Below are 19,348 nucleotides of genomic sequence, written 5' to 3'. Positions count from 1 at the left end.
CCGGGAAAGCGCGGCATTCTAGGCGGCGCGGCGCTCGGATGCGAGCGCCAGCCGATCAACCATCGACCAGGTTGACGGGCTTGCCCACCTGCCAGGCGCCGATGTTGTCCAGCGTGGTTTCGGCGATGGCGGCCAGCGCCTCGCGGGTCAGGAACCCTTGGTGAGCGGTGATGATGACGTTGGGGAAGGTCAGCAGGCGCGCCAAGACGTCGTCCTGCAGCGGCAGGTCGGAGCGGTCGGCGAAGAAGATGTCGGCTTCTTCTTCATAGACGTCCAGGCCGAGGTAGCCGAGTTGGCCGCTCTTGAGCGCCTCGATCAGCGCCGGGGTGTCCACCAGAGCGCCGCGCCCGGTGTTGATCAGCATGGCGCCGCGCTTCATCTGCTGCAGGCTGCGCGGGTTGATCAGGTGCCGGGTGGCGTCGTTGAGCGGGCAGTGCAGGCTGAGGATGTCGGACTGGGCGAGCAGTTCGTCCAGTTCGACGAAGCGCCCGCCCAGGGCCTCGATGGCACGGTTGGGGTAAGGATCGTAGGCGAGGATGTGGCAGCCGAAACCGCTCATGATGCGGGCGAAGACTTCGCCGATCTGGCCGCTGCCGATGATGCCGACGGTGCGCCCGTGCAGGTCGAAGCCGGTCAGGCCGTGCAGCGAGAAGTCGCCGTCGCGGGTGCGGTTGTAGGCACGGTGCAGTTGCCGGCAGAGCGCCAGGACCAGTCCCACGGCGTGTTCGGCCACGGCGTAGGGCGAATAGGCTGGAACCCGTACCACGGACAGCCCCAGGGCGTGGGCGGCCTTGAGGTCGACGTGGTTGTAGCCGGCCGAGCGCAGGGCAATCAGCCGGGTGCCGCCGGCGGCGAGTCGCTCCAGCACCGGTCGCGACAGGTCGTCGTTGACGAAGGGGCAGACCACGTCGAAACCGCTGGCCAGGGCGACGGTGTCCAGGCGCAGCTGCGCCTGCTGGAAGTGCAGTTCGAAGCCGTGGTGGCGGTTGGCTGCGACGAAGCTGTCGTAGTCGTAGGGCTGGTTGCTGAACAGGATGATGCGCATCGTCTTGCGGTCTCAGTGCGTGTCTTGCGGTAGCGCCGTGCTGTCGGCCTCGGCCTCGCGGTTCTCCGTGGCCCTGGCCAGTTCGGCCATGGCCTTGTCGAGTTCGTTCAGTGCCGCCGGGGCGTCCGGGTCGTTCTGCTTGAGCAGGGTTTCCGCGCGCTGGCAGGCGGCGCGCAGCATCGGCACGCCGCAGTAGCGGGTGGCACCGTGCAGGCGATGGATGCGTTCGAGCAGGGTGTTGCGGTCGTTGCGCTCGCGGGCCTGGCGGATCACCTGGCGGTCGGCGGACAACGAGGCGAGTAACATGCCGAGCATGTCGGCGGCCAGTTCCGCCTTGCCGGCGGCCAGGCGCAGGCCCTCGGCGGGGTCGAGTACGCTCAGGGCGTTCAGGCCCGGCTCGGCGCTGTGCGGTTCCGTGCGGGACGCGCCCAGGTGCAGGCCGGTCCACTTCAGTAGCACCTGGGCCAGTTGGCGCTCGTCGATGGGTTTGGTCAGGTAGTCGTCCATGCCGCCTTGCAGCAGGGCGCGCTTCTCGTTGGCCAGGGCGTGGGCGGTGAGGGCGATGATCGGCACCGGGCTGACCTCGCGGTCGGCTTCCCATTGGCGGATCGCGTCGGTGGCCTGGCGGCCGTCCATGCCGGGCATCTGCACGTCCATGAAGACCAGGTCGAAGCGCTCGCGCTGGACCGCTTCCACGGCGGCCAGGCCGCTGTCGACAGCGACCACCTGGGCGCCCATGTCGCTGAGCAGGGTCTTCACCAGCAGCAGGTTGGCCGGGTTGTCGTCGACGCAGAGCAGGTGCGGTGCACGCTCCAGCACGCCGTTGGCGATCTTTTCCTTGCGGGTCGGGCGCAGGTGGAGCAGTTCGTTCAGCGCCTGTTGCAGTTTGCGGGTACAGGCCGGCTTGCTCTGCACCTGGGATTCGGGCAGCACCGCGTTGTAGTGCGCCTGCTCGATGGTCGGGCAGAGTACCAGGCTCTTGCAGCCGTGCTGTTCGAGTTCGCGGATGGACTGCCGCAGCAGCTCCGGCGGGTGGGTGGCGGAAGTCACGCCGAGCAGGGCCAGGCCGATCGCCGGCTTGCCCTGCGGATCGGCCGCCAGCGCCCGCTCCAGCGCCGCCAGGTCGGGGAATTCGCTGACTTCCAGGCCGCAGTCTTCCAGTTGATGGTGCAGGGCGGTGCGGGTCAGCTCATGGGGTTCGTAGAGCGCCACGCGCTGCCCGCCCGCCAATGCCGGCAGCAGGTCATCGCCGTCATCGCGGGCCTTGGGCAGGTTGAGGCTGATCCAGAATTCGGAACCCTCGCCGGAACTGCTGTCGACGCCGATCTCGCCGCCCATCTGCTCGATCAGGCGCTTGGAAATGACCAGTCCCAGCCCGGTGCCGCCGGCCTGGCGCGACAGCGAGTTGTCGGCCTGGCTGAAGGCCTGGAACAGCGCGCGCAGGTCCGCGTCGGTGAGGCCGACGCCGGTGTCCTGCACGCTGATGCGCAGCTGCGCGCGGTCGTCGCTCTCATCTTCGAGCATGGCGCGCACGGCGATGCTGCCTTCGTGGGTGAACTTGATGGCGTTGCTCACCAGGTTGGTCAGCACCTGCTTCAGGCGTTGCGGGTCGCCTACCAGTTGCAGCGGGGTGTCGCGGTAGATCAGGCTGACCAGCTCCAGCTGCTTTTCATGGGCGGCGGGGGCGAGGATGGTCAGGGTGTCCTGGATCAGTTCGCGCAGGTTGAAGGGGATGTTCTCCAGCACCAGCTTGCCGGCCTCGATCTTCGAGAAGTCGAGGATCTCGTTGATGATCCCCAGCAGGCTTTCGGCGGACTTGTGGATGGTGCCGAGGTAGTCCTGCTGGCGTGAGGTCAGCTCGCTTTTCTGCAGCAGGTTGGTGAAGCCGAGGATGCCGTTGAGCGGGGTGCGGATCTCATGGCTCATGTTGGCGAGGAACTCGGACTTGATCCGGCTCGCCTCCAGGGCTTCCTTGCGCGCCAGGTCCAGTTCGATGTTCTGGATCTCGATGGTTTCCAGGTTCTGCCGCACGTCCTCGGTGGCCTGGTCGATGTTGTGCTGCATCTCCTCCTGGGCACTCTGCAGGGCCTCGGCCATGCGGTTGATGCCGCCGGCCAACTCGTCCAGCTCGTGGCTGCCCAGCGCCGGCAGGCGGGTTTCCAGGCGGCCCTCCTTGAGCTGCGCCACGCCCTGGGCGATCTGCCCCAGTGGCGCGTTGATCGCGCGGCTCATGCGCAGGGCGAGGAGGGCGGTGACCACCAGGCCGGTGATGATCAGCAGCAGGCTGGTGAACAGGCTGCGGTAGCCGCGCAGCAGGGTGCCGTGGTGCGACAGTTCCAGCTCCACCCAGCCGAGCAGCTTGTCGCTGTCGCCATACAGTTCCCCGGACAGGCTGCGGTGCCGGCCCAGTACCGGGAGGAGGAAATGGGTGGTGTCGAGGTTGCTGGTCATGCTCAGGTGCGAGCCATCGCCGCTGGGGATGGGGGTGAGGATGCTGGGCCCGGCATGGACCAGGCGTTCCCGCTCGGGATTGAGGAAGGTGACGGCGCGCACGTCAGGCTGGTCGAGCGCCTCGGTGGCGATGCGCGACAGCAGCTCGGTGTTGTTCTGCGCCAGCGCCGGGGCGGAAAGCGGCGCCAGTTGCTCGGCAATCAACTGGCCGCGCTCGATCAGCTGGGCGCGCATGTCCGACAGCTGCACCCAGGTGAAATAGCCACCCAATACCAGCGCCAGCAGGCTGGTGGGCAGCAGGGTGAGCAGCAGTACACGTCCCTTGATGCCGAGATCCTTGAACACGCGATTCCTCCGGTGCGGTTTTCCCCGGCAGTGTAGCGGTTCGGACCTGTGGCAGGGGCCTTTGCCTTGCCGAGATTGCGCGGAATCGGGAATACTGGGCGCAATTGCTAATCACTCTTATTTGATATGAACGCATTTTCCTCCTCGGGGCTGCGCTTGCTGACCATCGAGGACGACCCGACACTGGGCGCCCACCTGTCCTCCCATCTGAGCGAGCGTGGTTTTGACGTCACCTGGTGCCAGGATGGTGCCACCGGCCTGGCCGAGGCGCGCGGTGGCGACTACGACCTGGTGCTGATGGACATCCTGCTGCCCGGTATCGGCGGCCTGGATATCCTGCGTAGGCTGCGCCGCGAGCGTTCGGTGCCGGTGATCCTGATGTCCGCCCTGGGGGCCGAGCAGGACCGCATCGCCGGTTTCTCCCAGGGTGCCGACGATTACCTGCCCAAGCCCTTCAGCCTGGCCGAGTTGAGCGTACGGGTCGATGCGGTGTTGCGCCGGGTGGCGCTGGAGCGCGGCTTGCAGGCGCAGGTGGGCAGCAGCGACGGCCTGCAACTGGATGGTGACAAGGCCGACGCCGGCCTCGATGGCCGCTGGGCGGGGCTGACGGCTACCGAGTTCCGCCTGCTGGAGACCTTCCTCATCAGCCAGGGCGAGATCCTGAGCAAAGCCTTCCTTTACCAGCACGTCCTGCATCGTGCCTTCACGCCCCACGACCGTGCCCTGGACATGCATGTCAGCCACCTGCGCCGCAAGCTGCAGGGCATCGGCTACTTGCGCCACCAGTTGCAGACGGTGTGGGGCAAGGGCTACGTGTTCCGTGACGGCGATGGCTGAGGTCCCCGGGCGTCACTCGCTGTTCTGGAGGCTGGCGGTCGCGCTGGTGGCGTTCTGCCTGTTGCTGATCTGGCTGTCCTGGTCCTGGGGCAAGCAGGTCGAACGGCAAAGCTATTACCTGTCAGCCGAGGCGCGGGAGGTGCTCGGTGGTTACGCTCGAGAGGCGGAGCAGGCCTGGCGCTCCGGCGGCGCGGTAGGGGTCGATGCCTGGCTGGCGGGGATGCGCCAGCGCGAAGAGGGTTGGATGACCGTGGTCGATGCCCGCTTGCAGGCCCTGGGCGCCGTCCCGCTGAGCCGGGACGAAGTCGCCCACCTGACCTTCCAGCGAGGTCTGGAGTGGCCGGTGAGTTCACGCTCGATGGACCTGCCCTACATCGGCATCCCATTCCCCGGCGAGCCGACGGCGGGTCGCCTGGTGCTGCAACTGCCCGCGCGCTACCTGCCCAGTGGTTTCACGCTCATGCGCCAGTCGCTGACCCACGGCCTGGTGCCGGCGGTGCTGGCGCTGCTGTTGTGCGCCTTGCTCTACCGCTACCTGGTGCGCCCGCTGGCGCGCCTGCGCGAGCACGCCAATGCCTTGCAGGCCGACGACCTGGGGTCGGTGGCCGGCCCCGAACTCAACGCGCGCCGCGATGAACTGGGTGAACTGGGTCGCGCGCTGGACCATATGGCGGAGCGCCTGCGCAGCCATGTGAGCCTCCAGCGCCAGTTGCTGCGCGACCTGTCCCACGAACTGCGCACCCCGCTCAGCCGCCTGCGGGTGGCGGGCGACAGTCCGATCAGCGAAGCAACGCTGCGCCAGCGGGTCGAACGCGAGGTGGAGGTGATGCAGCGCCTGGTCGCCGATACCCTGGAGCTGGCCTGGCTGGATACCGAGCGACCGCAGCTGGAGCGGGAGGACATCGACCTGCAATCGCTCTGGGAGCTGCTGGTGGACGACGCCCGCTTCGAGGCCGGCTGGGCGCCGGAACGCTTCCTTTATCAGGTGCCGGCGGGGTGTCGTGTGCGTGGTCACCTCAATGGCCTGGCGCGGGCACTGGAAAACCTGCTGCGCAACGCCATCCGTCACTCGCCCCCGAGCGGCTGCGTTCGCCTGGGCGGCCGACGCGAGGGCCAGGGCTGGCACCTCTGGCTCGAAGATGACGGCGCCGGCGTGCCCGAGGCCGATCTCGAACGCATCTTCCAGCCCTTCACCCGTTTGTCCGCCGCGCGCAGTGGCGAAGGTTTCGGCCTGGGCCTGAGCATCGCCCGCAGTTCGGTGCGCATGCAGGGCGGCGAACTCTGGGCGGATTGCGGGCCGGCGGGGCTGCGCGTGCACCTGCGGTTGCCCGCCGCAATCGGCCTCTGAGCATTTGCACACGGCTTGTTAGGAAACTTCGTATGGCGCGCCGCGGTTTGCCGTTATCATAGGTGGCCTGGTTTCAGATCCGAGTGCCTCCATGACCGTGCAGTATCCGACTATCGCCGATTGCGTCGGCAATACCCCGCTGGTTCGCTTGCAACGCATGCCCGGGAATACTTCCAACACTCTGCTGGTGAAGCTCGAGGGCAACAACCCCGCGGGTTCAGTGAAGGATCGCCCGGCGCTGTCGATGATCACCCGAGCGGAGCTGCGCGGCGATATCAAGCCCGGCGACACGCTGATCGAAGCCACCTCCGGCAACACCGGCATCGCCCTGGCGATGGCGGCGGCGATCAAGGGTTACCGCATGATCCTGATCATGCCGGACAACTCCACCGCCGAGCGCAAGGCCGCCATGACCGCCTACGGCGCCGAGCTGATCCTGGTGACCAAGGAGCAGGGCATGGAAGGCGCCCGCGACCTCGCCGACCAGATGCAGCGCGAAGGCAAGGGCAAGGTGCTCGACCAGTTCGCCAATGGCGACAACCCGATCGCTCACTACGATTCCACCGGCCCGGAAATCTGGCAGCAAACCGGCGGTGAGATCACCCATTTCGTCAGTTCCATGGGCACTACGGGCACCATCATGGGCGTGTCGCGCTACCTCAAGGAGCAGAACCCCAAGGTGCAGATCGTCGGCCTGCAGCCGATGGAAGGCTCGGCCATCCCCGGCATCCGCCGTTGGCCGCAGGAGTACCTGCCGAAGATCTTCGACTCGACCCGCGTCGACCGCGTGGTCGACATGCAGCAGAGCGAAGCCGAAGACGTGATGCGCCGCCTGGCCCGTGAAGAAGGCATTTTCTGCGGCGTGTCCTCCGGCGGTGCTGTGGCGGCCATGTTGCGCCTGTCCCGCGAGCTGGAAAACGCGACCCTGGTGGCGATCATCTGCGACCGCGGCGACCGCTACCTGTCTTCGGGCGTGTTCGATCCCCACTGACATGGCCAAACAGAGAACCGGCCTGCGTTTCCAGCCCAGCGGCGGAGCGCGGGGCCCCGCGGTACCGGTGGGCAAGAAGCAGCGCCTGAACATCGAGCGCCTGGCCCATGACGGCCGCGGCATTGCCCATCAGGATGGCCATACCTGGTTCGTTGCCGGCGCGTTGCCGGGCGAAGCGGTGGAAGCCCGCGTGCTTTCCGCCCGCAGCAAGGTGGTCGAAGCGCGCTGCGAGCGCGTGTTCACGGCCGCCGAAAATCGTCGTAATCCTCCCTGCCCGGTGGCTGGCACATGCGGTGGCTGCAGCCTGCAGCACCTGCCTCACGCCGATCAGTTGGCGCTCAAGCAGCGCACCCTCGCCGAGCAACTGGAGCGTTTCTCCGGCCTGACCCCGCAGGAGTGGGCCGCGCCGTTGGTGGGGCCGGAATTCGGCTACCGCCGCCGTGCTCGTCTCGCGGTGCGCTGGGACGTCAAGGCCAAGCGCCTGGAGGTCGGCTTCCGCGCGGCCGCCAGCCAGGCCATCGTCGCGTTCGACGACTGCCTGGTGCTGGTTCCCGAACTGCAATCCCTGGCCCGTGACCTGCCGGACCTGCTGCGCGGCTTTGCCAGGCCCCAGGCCCTCGGCCATGTCGAGCTGTTCCACGGTACCGCCAGTGCGTTGCTGCTGCGGCATATCGAACCTTTGTCCGATGGCGACCTGACGCGACTGCTGGAATTCTGTTCGGCACGCGATGTGCAATTGTGGCTGCAGGGCGACGGAGAACCGACGCCGCATGGCGGGAGCGCCGACCTCGGCTTCCGGCTCGATACCTGGGATCTGACCCTGGCCTACCGTCCCGGCGATTTCGTTCAGGTGAACGCACCGGTCAACGAGGCGATGGTCGCCCAGGCGCTGGACTGGCTGAAGCCGGCGGCCGATGAGCGCGTGCTGGACCTGTTCTGCGGCCTGGGTAACTTCGCCCTGCCGCTGGCCCGTCAGGTGCGCGAAGTGGTCGGGGTGGAGGGCGTGCAGGCGATGGTCGATCGCGCTGCGGCCAATGCCCGGACCAACGGCCTTGCGAATACTCGGTTCCACCAGGCGGACCTTTCGAAACCGCTTGCCGGCGCCCCCTGGGCGGCGGAGGATTTCACCGCTGTGCTGCTCGACCCTCCGCGCGACGGAGCCTTCGAGGCGGCACGGGAGATGCGTTCACTGGGCGCCGAGCGGGTACTTTATGTGTCCTGCAACCCGGCGACCCTGGCGCGCGATGCAGGCGAACTGGCCCGGCAGGGCTATCGCCTGAAGCGCGCCGGCATCCTCGACATGTTCCCGCAGACGGCGCATGTGGAGGCCATGGCTTTGTTCGAGGCAGGCTAGGACGGCCTGCGCAATCCGACCGGCCCGAGCAAGAAGAAAGGCCGGCGCTGTGAGCGGTGCACCGTGGGGCACCGTGGGGAAGGGTAGACACGATGGTACAGGTGAGAGCGCACCAGCCGGTCAACACTGACGGCAGCATCAACCTCGAGGCCTGGCTGGACCATGTCCAGACTCTGGTCCCGGTTCTGGATCGCAAGGTCCTGCTGGAAGCCTGCGAATTCGCCCGCGAGGTGGAGAACAAGGCGGCCAGCAAGGCGGACAACTCCTGGGCCGACGGCACCTCCAGCTTCCAGACGGGCCTGGAGATCGCCGAGATCCTGGCGGACCTCAAGCTCGACCAGGAGTCCCTGGTCGCCGCGGTGATCTACCGTGGCGTGCGCGAGGGCAAGACCACTCTGGAGGACGTCCAGCAGCGCTTCGGCTCGGTGGTCGCCAAGCTGATCGAGGGCGTGCTGCGCATGGCGGCGATCAGCACCAGCCTCAACCCCCGGCAGTCGCTGGTGCTCGGCACCCAGGCGCAGATCGAGAACCTGCGCAAGATGTTGGTGGCGATGGTCGACGACGTGCGCGTCGCGCTGATCAAGCTGGCCGAGCGCACCTGCGCCATCCGCGCGGTGAAGAACGCCGACGAGGAAAAACGCCACCGCGTCGCCCGCGAGGTGTTCGACATCTACGCGCCGCTGGCCCACCGCCTGGGCATCGGCCATATCAAATGGGAGCTGGAGGACCTGTCCTTCCGCTACCTGGAACCCGACCAGTACAAGCAGATCGCCAAGCTGCTGCACGAGCGCCGGCTGGATCGCGAGCAGTACATCGCCACCGTGATGCAGCAGCTCAAGGACGCCCTGGCCGCCACCGGCATCAAGGCGGACCTCTCCGGCCGTGCCAAGCACATCTATTCCATCTGGCGGAAGATGCAGCGCAAGGGCCTGGACTTCAGCCAGATCTACGATGTGCGCGCCGTGCGTGTGTTGGTGCCGGAAATGCGCGACTGCTACACCGCGCTGGGCATCGTGCACACCCTGTGGCGGCACATCCCCAAGGAATTCGACGACTACATCGCCAACCCCAAGGAAAACGGCTACCGCTCGCTGCACACCGCGGTGATCGGCCCCGAGGGCAAGGTGCTGGAAGTGCAGATCCGCACCCACGCCATGCACGAGGAAGCCGAGCTGGGCGTGTGCGCGCACTGGCGCTACAAGGGCACCGACGTCAAGGCCAGCTCCAACCACTACGAAGAGAAGATTTCCTGGCTGCGCCAGGTGCTCGAGTGGCACGAGGAACTGGGCGACATCGGCGGCCTGGCCGAACAGCTGCGGGTGGATATCGAGCCCGACCGGGTCTACGTCTTCACCCCCGACGGCCACGCCATCGACCTGCCCAAGGGCGCGACCCCGCTGGACTTCGCCTACCGCGTACATACCGAAGTCGGCCACAACTGCCGTGGCGCCAAGATCAACGGCCGCATCGTGCCGCTCAACTACAGCCTGCAGACCGGCGAGCAGGTGGAAATCATCACCGGCAAGCAGAGCGGGCCGAGCCGTGACTGGCTGAACCAGAACCTCGGCTACGTCACCACTTCGCGGGCGCGGGCGAAGATCGTCCACTGGTTCAAGCTGCAGGCGCGCGACCAGAACGTCGCCGCCGGCAAGGCCATGCTCGAACGCGAACTGGGCCGCCTGGCGCTGCCGCCGGTGGACTTCGAGAAGCTCGCCGAGAAGGCCAACTACAAGACCGGAGAAGACCTCTTCGCCGCGCTGGGCGCCGGCGACCTGCGCCTGGCCCATGTGGTCAGCTACGCGCAACAGCTGGTGGAGCCGGAGCGCGGCACCGAGCAGCTCGAACTGATCCCGCGCAAGCCGAGCAAGATCGGCCACGGCAAGCGCGGCGACATCCAGATCCAGGGCGTCGGCAACCTGCTCACGCAGATGGCCGGCTGCTGCCAGCCGCTGCCGGGCGACCCGATCGTCGGCTACATCACCCTCGGCCGCGGCGTGACCATCCACCGCCAGGACTGCGCCACCGCGCTGCAACTGGCCGGGCGCGAGCCGGAGCGGATCATCCAGGTCAGCTGGGGGCCGGTGCCGGTCAGTACCTACCCGGTGGACATCGTCATCCGTGCCTACGACCGTTCCGGCCTGCTGCGTGACGTTTCCCAGGTGCTGCTCAACGAGCGCATCAACGTTCTGGCGGTGAACACCCGCTCGGACAAGGAAGACAACACTGCGGTGATGCGCCTGACTATCGAGATCCCCGGTCTCGACGCGCTGGGACGCCTGCTGGCGCGGGTCTCACAGCTGCCCAACATCATCGAGGCGCGCCGCGACCGCGCGGGTGGCAAGGATGTATAAGCTCGACGACCTGCTGCACCTGATGGCCCGTCTGCGCGACCCGCAGAACGGTTGCCCGTGGGACCTGAAGCAGAGCTACGCGACCATCGTTCCTTACACCCTCGAAGAGGCCTACGAGGTCGCCGATGCCATCGAGCGCGGCGACTTCGACCATCTGCGCGAGGAACTGGGCGACCTGCTGTTCCAGGTCGTCTACTACGCGCAGCTGGCGCGGGAAGAGGGGCGCTTCGAGTTCGATGCGGTGGTCGATGGCATCACCCGCAAGCTGGTCCGCCGCCATCCCCATGTATTCCCCGACGGTGACCTCTACGGCAAGCCGGACCCGGCGAAGCTTGAGGAAGCCGCGGTCAAGCAGCGCTGGGAAGAGCTCAAGGCCGAGGAGCGCGCCGCCAAGGCGGCCGAGCCGGTGCAACTGTCCCTGCTGGACGACGTGCCCCACGCGCTGCCGGCGCTGAGCCGCGCCAACAAGCTGCAGAAGCGCGCTTCCCAGGTCGGCTTCGACTGGGCTGACGCCCTGCCGGTGGTGGACAAGGTCTGCGAGGAGCTGGATGAGGTGCTCGAAGCCATGGCCGGCAATGACACCGAGGCCCAGGCGGAGGAGGTGGGCGACCTGCTGTTCGTGGTGGTCAACCTGGCGCGCAAGCTCAAGGTCGACCCGGAAACCGCCCTGCGTGCGGCCAACGCCAAGTTCGAGCGACGCTTCCGCTACATCGAGACGGCCCTGCGCGATCAAGGCCGCAGCCTCGAAGGCACCAGCCTGGAAGAGATGGACGAGCTCTGGGGCGCGGCCAAGCGTGACGAGAAGAATCCGATCAGCTGCGGTTAGGCGCTGCCTCCCATGAAAAAGCCCCGCGATTGCGGGGCTTTTTTGTGGCTCTTCGTAGGAGCGAGCTTGCTCGCGAACCGCTTGACGCCGGCGCTGCCGGAAACTCTGTTCGCGAGCAAGCTCGCTCCTACAGGTATCTCAGCCAAACATCCAGCGCAGCAGCCACACCAGCAGGATCACCGCCAGGATCGGTCGGCCAATGCGGTAGGCCTTCGGGTAACGGCGCTTGAACACCTTCACCTGACTGCCCACGGCATTACCGAAGCGGATCAGCACCGAGTAGGCCTGGTTGATCCCGCCGACGCGCTCGCCTTCGACGTTCTGCGGTGCGGTGGCGCGGCCGAGGAAGGCACTGACGCGGCGATTGAGGCGGGTCAGCAGCGACGACTTGAGCGGGCGCTCGATGTCGCAGAAGAGGATCAGGCGCGACTCGTCGGTTTCGTTCTTCACCCAGTGCACGAAGGTCTCGTCGAACATCACGTCGTGGCCGTCGCGCCAGGCATAGGGCTGGCCGTCGACGAAGATGCGGCATTCGTCGGAGTTGGGCGTGGCCAGGCCCAGGTGGTAGCGCAGCGAGCCGGCGTAGGGATCGCGGTGCTTGTTCAGGTGGCTGCGCGGCGGCAGGCGGGTGAACATCGCGCCCTTGACGTTGGGAATGCTGCTGACCAGTTCCACGGTCTTCGGGCAGAGTTGCTGGGCCGAGGGCAGGGGGCCGTCGTACCAGGTCAGGTAGAAGCGGGTCCAGCCCTTCTTGAAGAAGGAGCCGAAGCCGGCCTCGTTGTTGTTCAGGGCGTCGCGGATGTAGCCCTCGTCGAAGAGCTTCTCGGCTTCCTCGCGGATCAGCTGCCAGTTATCGCGCAGCTTGTCGAGCTCGGGGAAGCGCTCGCGGTCCAGGTAGGGCTTGGACGGGACGCTGGAGTTCAGGTACATCAGCGAGTTGTACGGGGCGAACCACGCGGAGTGGTTCACGACCTGGCGCAGGAAGGGCAGTCGCACCTTGCCGCGCAGGTGCACGTAGAGGATGGCGACGAGGAAGATGGCAAGAATCGCGAGAACGATGAGCTTGATCATGGGGGCCCTGGATGAGTGAAATCGAGCTGGGCACTTGCGCAGCGCACGCACAGGCCCGAGGATTATACCCCCTGTGGGCGCGAGCGCAGAGCCTTGTGCCATCAGGAAAGTTGCCCCGCGTCAATCAAGGACTGTCGAGAGTCTTATCGAATGAGCATGTCGTTACGTGACCAGTTGCTGAAAGCCGGGCTGGTCAGCGAGAAGCAGGCCAAGCAGGCCGGCAAGCAGAAGCAGAAGCAGCAGCGCCTGGAGCACAAGGGCCAGGCGGAGAAGGATGACAGCCAGCGTCAGGCGGCCCAGCAGGCTCAGGCCGAGAAGCAGGCCCGCGATGCCGAGCTGAATCGCCAGCAGCAGGAAAAGGCTGACAAGAAAGCCAGAACTGCCCAGATCAAACAACTGATCGAAGGCACCCGTCTGCCGAAGCTGGATACCGAGGACTACTACAACTTCGTCGACGCGAAGAAGGTCAAGCGCATTGCGGTGAACGACCTGATCCGCGACAAGCTCAGCCGCGGCAGCCTGGCCATCGTCAGCTACGACGGCCGCTATGAAATCGTCCCGCGTGACGCCGCGCTGCGCATCAAGGAGCGCGACGAACGCCGTATCGTGCTACTCAACGAGCCCAGTGGCGAGCCGGACGAGGACGATCCGTACAAGGACTACGTGGTGCCCGACGACCTCATGTGGTGAGGTCGCCCGGCCGGACTTCAGGCCGGATTCAGTACCACCCTTGCGAAACGCGCTTGCGCCGCCAGCGGCGTGATGGCGTGCAGACGATCCAGCCGGAGCTCCCGGCTGGCGTCGTCCACCCGCACTTCCAGATACTCCTCCAGCACTCCATCCGTATTTCGCCGCGTGTGCGTGGTGAAGGCCTGGGCGTCGAACACCAGGCCGTCACGCAACTCGATACGCAGCCAGTAGCGGTAGAGGCAGGCGATCTCCAGGTAATCGTGGAGATCGCAGTGCAGCGGCCGGTAGGTATCCATGCTGCTGGGCATGCCCTTACTTCAGGTCCGCGATGGCGGCGCCGAAGTTCAGGTGCAGCACCTGGCCATCGACCACCAGGGCGGGCACCGACTTGACCCCGGCGGCCTCGGCTTCGGCGATGCGCGGCGACTGCTCGCCCAGATGCACGACTTCCACTTCCCGGTTCAGCAATGGCAGCAGCGTGCGTTCGGCTTCGACGCAGACGGGGCAACCGGCGTGGTAATAGACGGTTTTGCTCATGACCCTTCTCCTGAGTAGTTATGTATCGAATCGATACCATTTCAGTCTGCAAGTGGAGAGTGGCTTCTGTCAAACTGGTTTTTGATCGATACTATCTATCGGGAGGATGAGCCCATGACCGATACGACCCTGTACGACTACCTCGAACGCATTGCCAGCCTGATGCGCGCCTGGGCTCGGGAGCAGCCGCTGATGGCCGACCTGCAGCCGATCCAGCTGAGTGCGCTGAACTACCTGGCGCGCTGCAACCGTTATTCGAATACGCCGCTGGCGGTTACGGACTTCCTTGGCCTGACCAAGGGGACGGTGTCGCAGTCGCTGAAGGCGCTGGAGGCCAAGGGGCTGATTCGCAAGCGCCCGGATGCGCAGGATCGGCGCAGCGTGCACCTGGAACTGACGGAGGAGGGACGGGGGCTGATCGAGTCGCTGGTGCCGCCGGCTTTCCTCAGCCGTGCGCAAGAAGCACTGGGCGAACGTAGCGAACTGCTGGTGACGCTGCTGCGCGAACTGCTGGCGACCATTCAGCGCCAGGAGAACGTGCCGGGCTTCGGCCTGTGCCGTACCTGCCGTTTCCACCAGAAGTTGGACAAGGGCTCGCTTTGCGGGCTGACCGGTGAGCGACTGGAGCCCTGCGAAGGCGAGTTGATCTGCCGCGAGCACGCCGAGCCTGAGCAGGCGGCGTGAATCGGCTCACTCTGCACCATTGCTTTTTGTAGGAGCGAGCTTGCTCGCGAACAGGACTTCCCGGCGAATTCAGCGTCAAACGCTGCGCGAGCAAGTTTGCTCGCACCGAACGCGGATCTCAGTGGTGCCATTATGAAAAAGCCGGGCATTTGCCCGGCTTTTTCATGCCACGTCGATAGTGCTATCAGAAGCGATAGGTCATCTGCGCGGTCAGGCCATGAGCGCTGTTGTCGTACTTGGCGCTGTAGGCGGGCTGCAGCTCCACGCCAGCCAGGTTCTCGCCGTTGGGCTGGTTCACGCCGGCGGTGGATTCCCACAGGTAGGCATAGGCGAAGTCGAAGGTCATGTCGGCGTTCGGCGAGTAGCCGGCACCCAGGGTGAAGATCTTGCGATCGCCCACCGGGATACGCACGTTACGGTGCTCGTTGGTGGTCGGCGACGGGTCGTAGGCGAAGCCGGTACGCAGCACCCACTGGTCGTTGTACTGGTAGGAAGTACCGATGGCGGCCGACCAGGTGTCATGCCAGCTGAGGTCTTCACCGATGGTGGCGAAGTTCGGCAGCGGCGGGTTCTCGTTCTGCACCTCGATGGACTGCAGACGGCTCCAGCGCGTCCAGGTGGTGCCGCCATAGACGGTCCAGCGGTCATCCAGCTTCTGGGTGATCGACAGGTCCACGGACTCAGGCAGGGTGATGTCCAGGCTGGCATCCATGCGCTTGTCGAACAGGCCCATCGGGGAGCCGGATACGGTGGTGTGGCCTTCCAGTTCGTACTTGACCTTGGAGTGATAGGTCGCGCCCAGGGAGGTCATCTCGGTCGGGGTGAACAGCACGCCGACGTTGAAGCCAGCAGCGGTGTCGTCGCCCTTGATGCTGATCTCGGTGTCATCCGGAGCCCCGAACAGACCCTTGGTGGCCAGGTTGTTCTCCAGCTTGCCGTCGATACGGTTGAAGGTCGGGCCGAAGCCGACGGAGACCATGTCGTTGAACTTGTAGCTGATGGTCGGCTGGACGGTGATCACTTGGACCTTGCTGTAGGAACCGTGGTAACGGCCCTGGAAGCTGCCTTCGTAGTCGTTGATGATGCCGTAGGGCACGTAGATGCCCAGGCCGACGCTGACCTTGTCGTCCAGCGGGGTGGCAATGTAGCCGAAGGGCACGGCAGCCAGCGGGACGGAGTCGCCCTTGTTGGTGCCGGTGGCGGCGCTGTGGGCCTGGCTGATGTCGTCCTTGGCATCGACAATGGCGAGACCGCCACTGATTTCGGTGCGCTTGAGCTTGGACATGCCGGCCGGGTTGCCGTAGATGGTGCTGGCGTCGAGAGCGGAGGAGGCACGGCCTGCGTAGGCGGTACCGGCGCCGCTGGCGCTTTGCTCGTTGATGGCGATGCCGTTGGCCAGGGCCTGGGCAGAGGCGGCGCTAATGGTCAGAGCGAGCGTGGTCTTGAGCCATGTTGTTTTCATTGTTAGAGCAACTCCTGTGTTGATCGGCGCGCACGCTATCAAGATTCGAAAGTCTTGGGTAGTGCCTGGAAAACGCTCTACTTTGGGCTTTATAGCTCAAACAAGCGTTCTATCGGCGTCGTCGCCGTTCGTCGCGATGAACAAAAAAATCTGACCGATCGGTCATTCGAGGACTTCAGGCTCCGCTCAGGCCACCTGGCTGAGATTTCCGACGTAGCTGTGCCAGGCGTCGACGAAATCGTGCAGGCGTCCATGGGGCTGGAAAACCCGACGCCAGACCCGGGCCAGGCCCAGGGGATCGTCGGCGTGGGGCAGGGGGATGCGCTCGGCCTCCACCATCATCCAGGCGATGGCGGTGCTGTAGCGCAGGTTGACCGTGAGTTCCAGATGCGGGGCATCGAGGAAAGCGTGCTGACTGGCCAGCCCGCGAACCCGGCTAGCCAACTCCGGGTCGCAGGCCAGATAGCAGTCCCAGAGGGTCTGGTGACGGCTTTCACCGATGCGGTACAGCCCGTGGCCATGGCTGTCGCCCAGCGCACTCCCCAGCGCCGATTGACAGGCTGCCGCCCCCAGCAGCAGCGCCTCCGCCGCGACACTGTGCCGCCCCAGATAGAGCAAGGTGGGCCGGATTACGTAGTGGCACAGGTCGTTGGCAGCAATTCCCATGACATCCTCGTCCTCGGTGACCGGCGGGGCGGGGCGACTTGGCAGCTTCTAGTGATTTTCCTGGCCCCGCCGGAAGCGGACTTAGCCGCTCGATTTGAAGTGTAGTGCGATAATTGTGCTGTAAAGGCCTGTTTTTAAATTGTTTTGATGCCGCGGGAATAATCCATATTCCGTCCGGAAATTAGATGCTGGACGGCAGCTCGGGCATCGCTTCGAGTTTTTCCTCGGCCTCCTCGTGCCCCTGGTCGGCGGCGCGCTGGTACCAGAGGCGGGCCTGCGCCGGGTTCTTCGCCACCCCTCGGCCCTTGGCGTAGCCCTCGGCCACGGCGAACTGGGCATCCACGTCGCCCTGCTCGGCGGACTTCTTGTACAGCGCGAAAGCCTTCTTGTAGCTGCGGGTCACGCCGGTGCCGTTCTCGTACATGATCGCCAGGTTGTATTCGGCGTCCTTGTCGTTCTGGTCGACCGCCTTCTGGTACCAGTACACGGCCTTCTCCGCGCTCTGCTCCACTCCGTCGCCGCTGTCATAGGCGTTACCCAGGTTGTACTGGGCGCAGGCGTGCCCCTGTTCCGCGGCCTTCTGGTACCAGTACGCAGCCTGCTCGTAGTTCTGCTCGAACTCGTCGCTGCCGGCGTCGTACTCCAGGCCGAGGCTGTACTGCGCGGTGGCGTGGCCGGCGTTGGCCGCCGCTACCAGTTCGTCGCCATAAAGGTCGGACCACTGGTCGGTGATCGAGCAGGGCGTGGCCTCCAGGGTGGCGGCCTGGGCCGGCGTAGCGGCCCACAGGCACAGCAGCGCGCTGGCGAGCAGGGTGTGGCGAAGACGGGTGGACATGGATTCACTCCTTTGAAAAATGGGCATGAGTCTGACGCATGCCCGGTTACCTATCCATCGGAACGCAGGTACGTGGCGTGACCTGCATTCCGTTCTGGTTGCGGGATGGTTCGTCAGTCGCCCTTGGCCACCGGACGCTTCGCATCGGTGATCCATTCACTCCAGGAGCCGGCGTACAGGCGGCCCAGCGGGTAGCCGGCCAGGCTCATGGCGAACAGGTTGTGGCAGGCGGTGACGCCGGAGCCGCAATAGGCCACCAGGTCCTGCGCCGGGCGACCGCGCAACAGGCTGGCGAAGCGCTGGTGCAGGTGCTCCGGGCGCAGGAAGCGGCCGTCGCTGCCGAGGTTGTCGGTGAAAGCCGCGCACTGGGCGCCGGGAATGTGCCCGGCGACCGGGTCGATAGGTTCGACTTCACCGCGGAAGCGCGGCAGCCCGCGGGCGTCCACCAGCGGCAGGTCGGGTTCGCCCAGGCGTTTGCCGAGGGCGTCGGCGTCGATCAGCAGGCTGTTGTCCGGCTTGCCCTGGAAGTCGCCGGGGCGCACGGGCGTCTCGGCGGTGGTCAGGCGCAGGCCGGCGGCGCGCCAGGCGCCGAGGCCACCGTCGAGCAGGTAGACGCCCTCGCGCTTGCCCAGCCACAGCAGCAGCCACCAGGCGCGGGCGGCGAAGGCGCCGGGGCCGTCGTCGTAGAGCACCACTTCGCTTTCCGCGTTCAGTCCCCAGGTGCGCAGGCGCTCCAGCAGCTGCTGCGGGTCCGGCAGCGGGTGGCGGCCGGTCACGCCGGGGACGACGGGCGCGGAAAGGTCCTTGTTCAGGTCGGCGAAGTGGGCGCCGGGAATGTGGTTTTCCTGGTAGCTGCGCGCCCCGTAGGCTGGATCGTCGAGGGAGAAGCGACAGTCGAGCAGGACGAGGTTCGGGTCATCGAGGCGGGCGGCCAGTTGCTCGGGCGTGAGCAGGCGGGCATGGGTCATGGGCGCATTCCTGTGTCGTGACGGGGCTTGGGCGCATCATAAGGCTTGTATCGCGAACAAGTTACTGTCGGTAGGGAATTGGCGAAAATGCACAACCTGCAATCGGAGCCGCGCAAGGCCGGCCCGCTGCGCGTCGCCCTGGTGGGCCTGGCGACCGTTCTGATTACCCTGGGCTACAGCGTCCGTGTGCTGGCGCTCGGCGCCATTGGCCGGCTGCGCCGCAGCAAGGTCGACGGCTTCACCCGCGACTGGTCGGGCAGCCTGCTGAGGCTGACCGGCGCGCGCCTGAGCCGTCACGGCGAGGTGCCGGACTTCGGCGATGGCCGCCGCTACATGATCCTCTGCACCCACTCCAGCTTCTACGACATCCCGGCGATCTTCGTGACCATGCCCGGATCGATCCGCATGCTGGCGAAGAAGGAGCTGTTCTCCGTGCCGATCTGGGGCGCGGCGATGCGTGCGGCGGAGTTCCCGTCCATCGACCGGCACAACCGTCACCAGGCCATGGCGGACCTGGCCAAGGCGCGGGAAATGATGGAAAGCGGCATCGTGCTCTGGGCCGCGCCCGAGGGCACGCGCTCCAGGGATGGCAAGCTGCAGCCGTTCAAGAAGGGCTGCTTCCGTCTGGCGCAGCAGACCGATGCGATCATCGTTCCGGTGGCCATCCGTGGCATCCAGCAACTGCTGCCGGCTGGTGGCCTGAAGCTGAACCTCGGTATGCCGGTGGAAGTGCACGTCGGCGCGCCGATCGACTCCACCGCGTTTTCCGAGGAAGGCGTGGATGCCTTGATGGCCGAGGTGCGCGGGCGCATGCAGGAGCTGCTGGAGCCTTCCGCCGCGCCCGCCCGGACGCCTGCCCACGAGGAGCAGACGCCGGCCTGAGGCGG

At 66.1% G+C, this 19,348-nt stretch carries 18 protein-coding genes; 9 read left to right on the top strand and 9 right to left on the bottom strand.

The features are described 5' to 3' along the window. Nucleotides 1-55 precede the first annotated feature (55 nt). Entirely contained in the window at nucleotides 56-1,045 is a 990-nt protein-coding gene (locus tag SD196_RS20270) for a 2-hydroxyacid dehydrogenase (protein WP_416310603.1), read from the bottom strand. A 12-nt stretch (nucleotides 1,046-1,057) separates the two neighbouring features. Then, entirely contained in the window at nucleotides 1,058-3,841 is a 2,784-nt protein-coding gene (locus SD196_RS20265; RefSeq protein ID WP_275608183.1) for a response regulator, read from the bottom strand. Nucleotides 3,842-3,967: 126 nt separating this feature from the next. Here SD196_RS20265 and SD196_RS20260 point away from each other — a divergent pair, with 126 nt between their 5' ends. The 6 genes from SD196_RS20260 (at nucleotide 3,968) to mazG (ending at nucleotide 11,548) form a co-directional block, all read left to right on the top strand. Then, nucleotides 3,968-4,678: a response regulator transcription factor gene (locus SD196_RS20260; protein WP_275608182.1), complete on the top strand. Its 711-nt coding sequence runs from the start codon at nucleotides 3,968-3,970 to the stop codon at nucleotides 4,676-4,678. Continuing rightward, nucleotides 4,671-6,026: a histidine kinase sensor domain-containing protein gene (locus tag SD196_RS20255; protein ID WP_416310602.1), complete on the top strand. Its 1,356-nt coding sequence runs from the start codon at nucleotides 4,671-4,673 to the stop codon at nucleotides 6,024-6,026. The genes SD196_RS20260 and SD196_RS20255 overlap by 8 nt, the downstream gene beginning before the upstream one ends. 91 nt (nucleotides 6,027-6,117) lie before the next feature. After that, on the top strand, nucleotides 6,118-7,017 hold the full coding sequence (gene cysM / locus SD196_RS20250) for a cysteine synthase CysM (RefSeq protein WP_275608180.1): 900 nt from the start codon (nucleotides 6,118-6,120) through the stop codon (nucleotides 7,015-7,017). 1 nt (nucleotide 7,018) lies between these two features. Further along, the gene (gene rlmD / locus SD196_RS20245) at nucleotides 7,019-8,371 is read left to right on the top strand and encodes a 23S rRNA (uracil(1939)-C(5))-methyltransferase RlmD (RefSeq protein WP_416310601.1); all 1,353 of its coding nucleotides are present in this window, start codon (nucleotides 7,019-7,021) and stop codon (nucleotides 8,369-8,371) included. Between the two features lie 92 nt (nucleotides 8,372-8,463). Continuing rightward, a complete protein-coding gene (gene relA / locus SD196_RS20240; RefSeq protein WP_275608178.1) occupies nucleotides 8,464-10,722 on the top strand; it encodes a GTP diphosphokinase in 2,259 nt (752 codons plus the stop codon). Further along, nucleotides 10,715-11,548, top strand: coding sequence for a nucleoside triphosphate pyrophosphohydrolase (mazG, locus tag SD196_RS20235; protein ID WP_416310600.1), 834 nt, complete (start codon nucleotides 10,715-10,717; stop codon nucleotides 11,546-11,548). The genes relA and mazG overlap by 8 nt, the downstream gene beginning before the upstream one ends. A gap of 138 nt (nucleotides 11,549-11,686) precedes the next feature. Here mazG and SD196_RS20230 read toward each other — a convergent pair whose 3' ends face one another. Continuing rightward, nucleotides 11,687-12,619 (bottom strand): aspartyl/asparaginyl beta-hydroxylase domain-containing protein, encoded by a 933-nt coding sequence (locus SD196_RS20230; RefSeq protein ID WP_331316962.1) that lies wholly within the window; start codon nucleotides 12,617-12,619, stop codon nucleotides 11,687-11,689. A 150-nt stretch (nucleotides 12,620-12,769) separates the two neighbouring features. Here SD196_RS20230 and SD196_RS20225 point away from each other — a divergent pair, with 150 nt between their 5' ends. Then, nucleotides 12,770-13,309 carry a DUF2058 domain-containing protein gene (locus SD196_RS20225; protein ID WP_275608175.1) on the top strand — a complete coding sequence of 180 codons (540 nt, stop codon included), beginning with the start codon at nucleotides 12,770-12,772 and terminating at the stop codon, nucleotides 13,307-13,309. 17 nt (nucleotides 13,310-13,326) lie between these two features. On the opposite strand, the gene SD196_RS20220 is transcribed toward SD196_RS20225, so the two are convergent. Together SD196_RS20220 and SD196_RS20215 are read right to left on the bottom strand one after the other, a co-directional pair. After that, the gene (locus SD196_RS20220; protein WP_416311760.1) at nucleotides 13,327-13,605 is read right to left on the bottom strand and encodes a Rho-binding antiterminator; all 279 of its coding nucleotides are present in this window, start codon (nucleotides 13,603-13,605) and stop codon (nucleotides 13,327-13,329) included. Between the two features lie 16 nt (nucleotides 13,606-13,621). After that, nucleotides 13,622-13,846: a glutaredoxin family protein gene (locus tag SD196_RS20215; protein ID WP_343572453.1), complete on the bottom strand. Its 225-nt coding sequence runs from the start codon at nucleotides 13,844-13,846 to the stop codon at nucleotides 13,622-13,624. Between the two features lie 114 nt (nucleotides 13,847-13,960). Here SD196_RS20215 and SD196_RS20210 point away from each other — a divergent pair, with 114 nt between their 5' ends. Further along, nucleotides 13,961-14,530, top strand: coding sequence for a MarR family winged helix-turn-helix transcriptional regulator (locus SD196_RS20210; protein ID WP_331316967.1), 570 nt, complete (start codon nucleotides 13,961-13,963; stop codon nucleotides 14,528-14,530). Nucleotides 14,531-14,714: 184 nt separating this feature from the next. Here SD196_RS20210 and SD196_RS20205 read toward each other — a convergent pair whose 3' ends face one another. The 4 genes from SD196_RS20205 to SD196_RS20190 all read right to left on the bottom strand — a co-directional run bounded on the left by SD196_RS20205 (nucleotide 14,715) and on the right by SD196_RS20190 (nucleotide 18,461). Continuing rightward, on the bottom strand, nucleotides 14,715-15,992 hold the full coding sequence (locus SD196_RS20205; protein WP_275608172.1) for an outer membrane protein transport protein: 1,278 nt from the start codon (nucleotides 15,990-15,992) through the stop codon (nucleotides 14,715-14,717). 186 nt (nucleotides 15,993-16,178) lie between these two features. Then, the gene (locus tag SD196_RS20200; RefSeq protein WP_275608171.1) at nucleotides 16,179-16,658 is read right to left on the bottom strand and encodes a hypothetical protein; all 480 of its coding nucleotides are present in this window, start codon (nucleotides 16,656-16,658) and stop codon (nucleotides 16,179-16,181) included. A gap of 181 nt (nucleotides 16,659-16,839) precedes the next feature. Then, entirely contained in the window at nucleotides 16,840-17,493 is a 654-nt protein-coding gene (locus SD196_RS20195) for a tetratricopeptide repeat protein (RefSeq protein ID WP_331316970.1), read from the bottom strand. 113 nt (nucleotides 17,494-17,606) lie between these two features. After that, on the bottom strand, nucleotides 17,607-18,461 hold the full coding sequence (locus SD196_RS20190) for a sulfurtransferase (RefSeq protein WP_331316972.1): 855 nt from the start codon (nucleotides 18,459-18,461) through the stop codon (nucleotides 17,607-17,609). Between the two features lie 87 nt (nucleotides 18,462-18,548). On the opposite strand from SD196_RS20190, the gene SD196_RS20185 reads away from it, so the two are divergent. Next, on the top strand, nucleotides 18,549-19,343 hold the full coding sequence (locus SD196_RS20185) for a lysophospholipid acyltransferase family protein (protein ID WP_275608168.1): 795 nt from the start codon (nucleotides 18,549-18,551) through the stop codon (nucleotides 19,341-19,343). Nucleotides 19,344-19,348 lie beyond the last annotated feature (5 nt).

Origin of the sequence: Pseudomonas macauensis, from assembly GCF_047902425.1 — a bacterium.
GTDB lineage: Bacteria > Pseudomonadota > Gammaproteobacteria > Pseudomonadales > Pseudomonadaceae > Pseudomonas.
The sequence above is the reverse complement of the archived record's forward strand: the minus strand, read 5'-3'. Positions and strand labels throughout refer to the sequence as shown.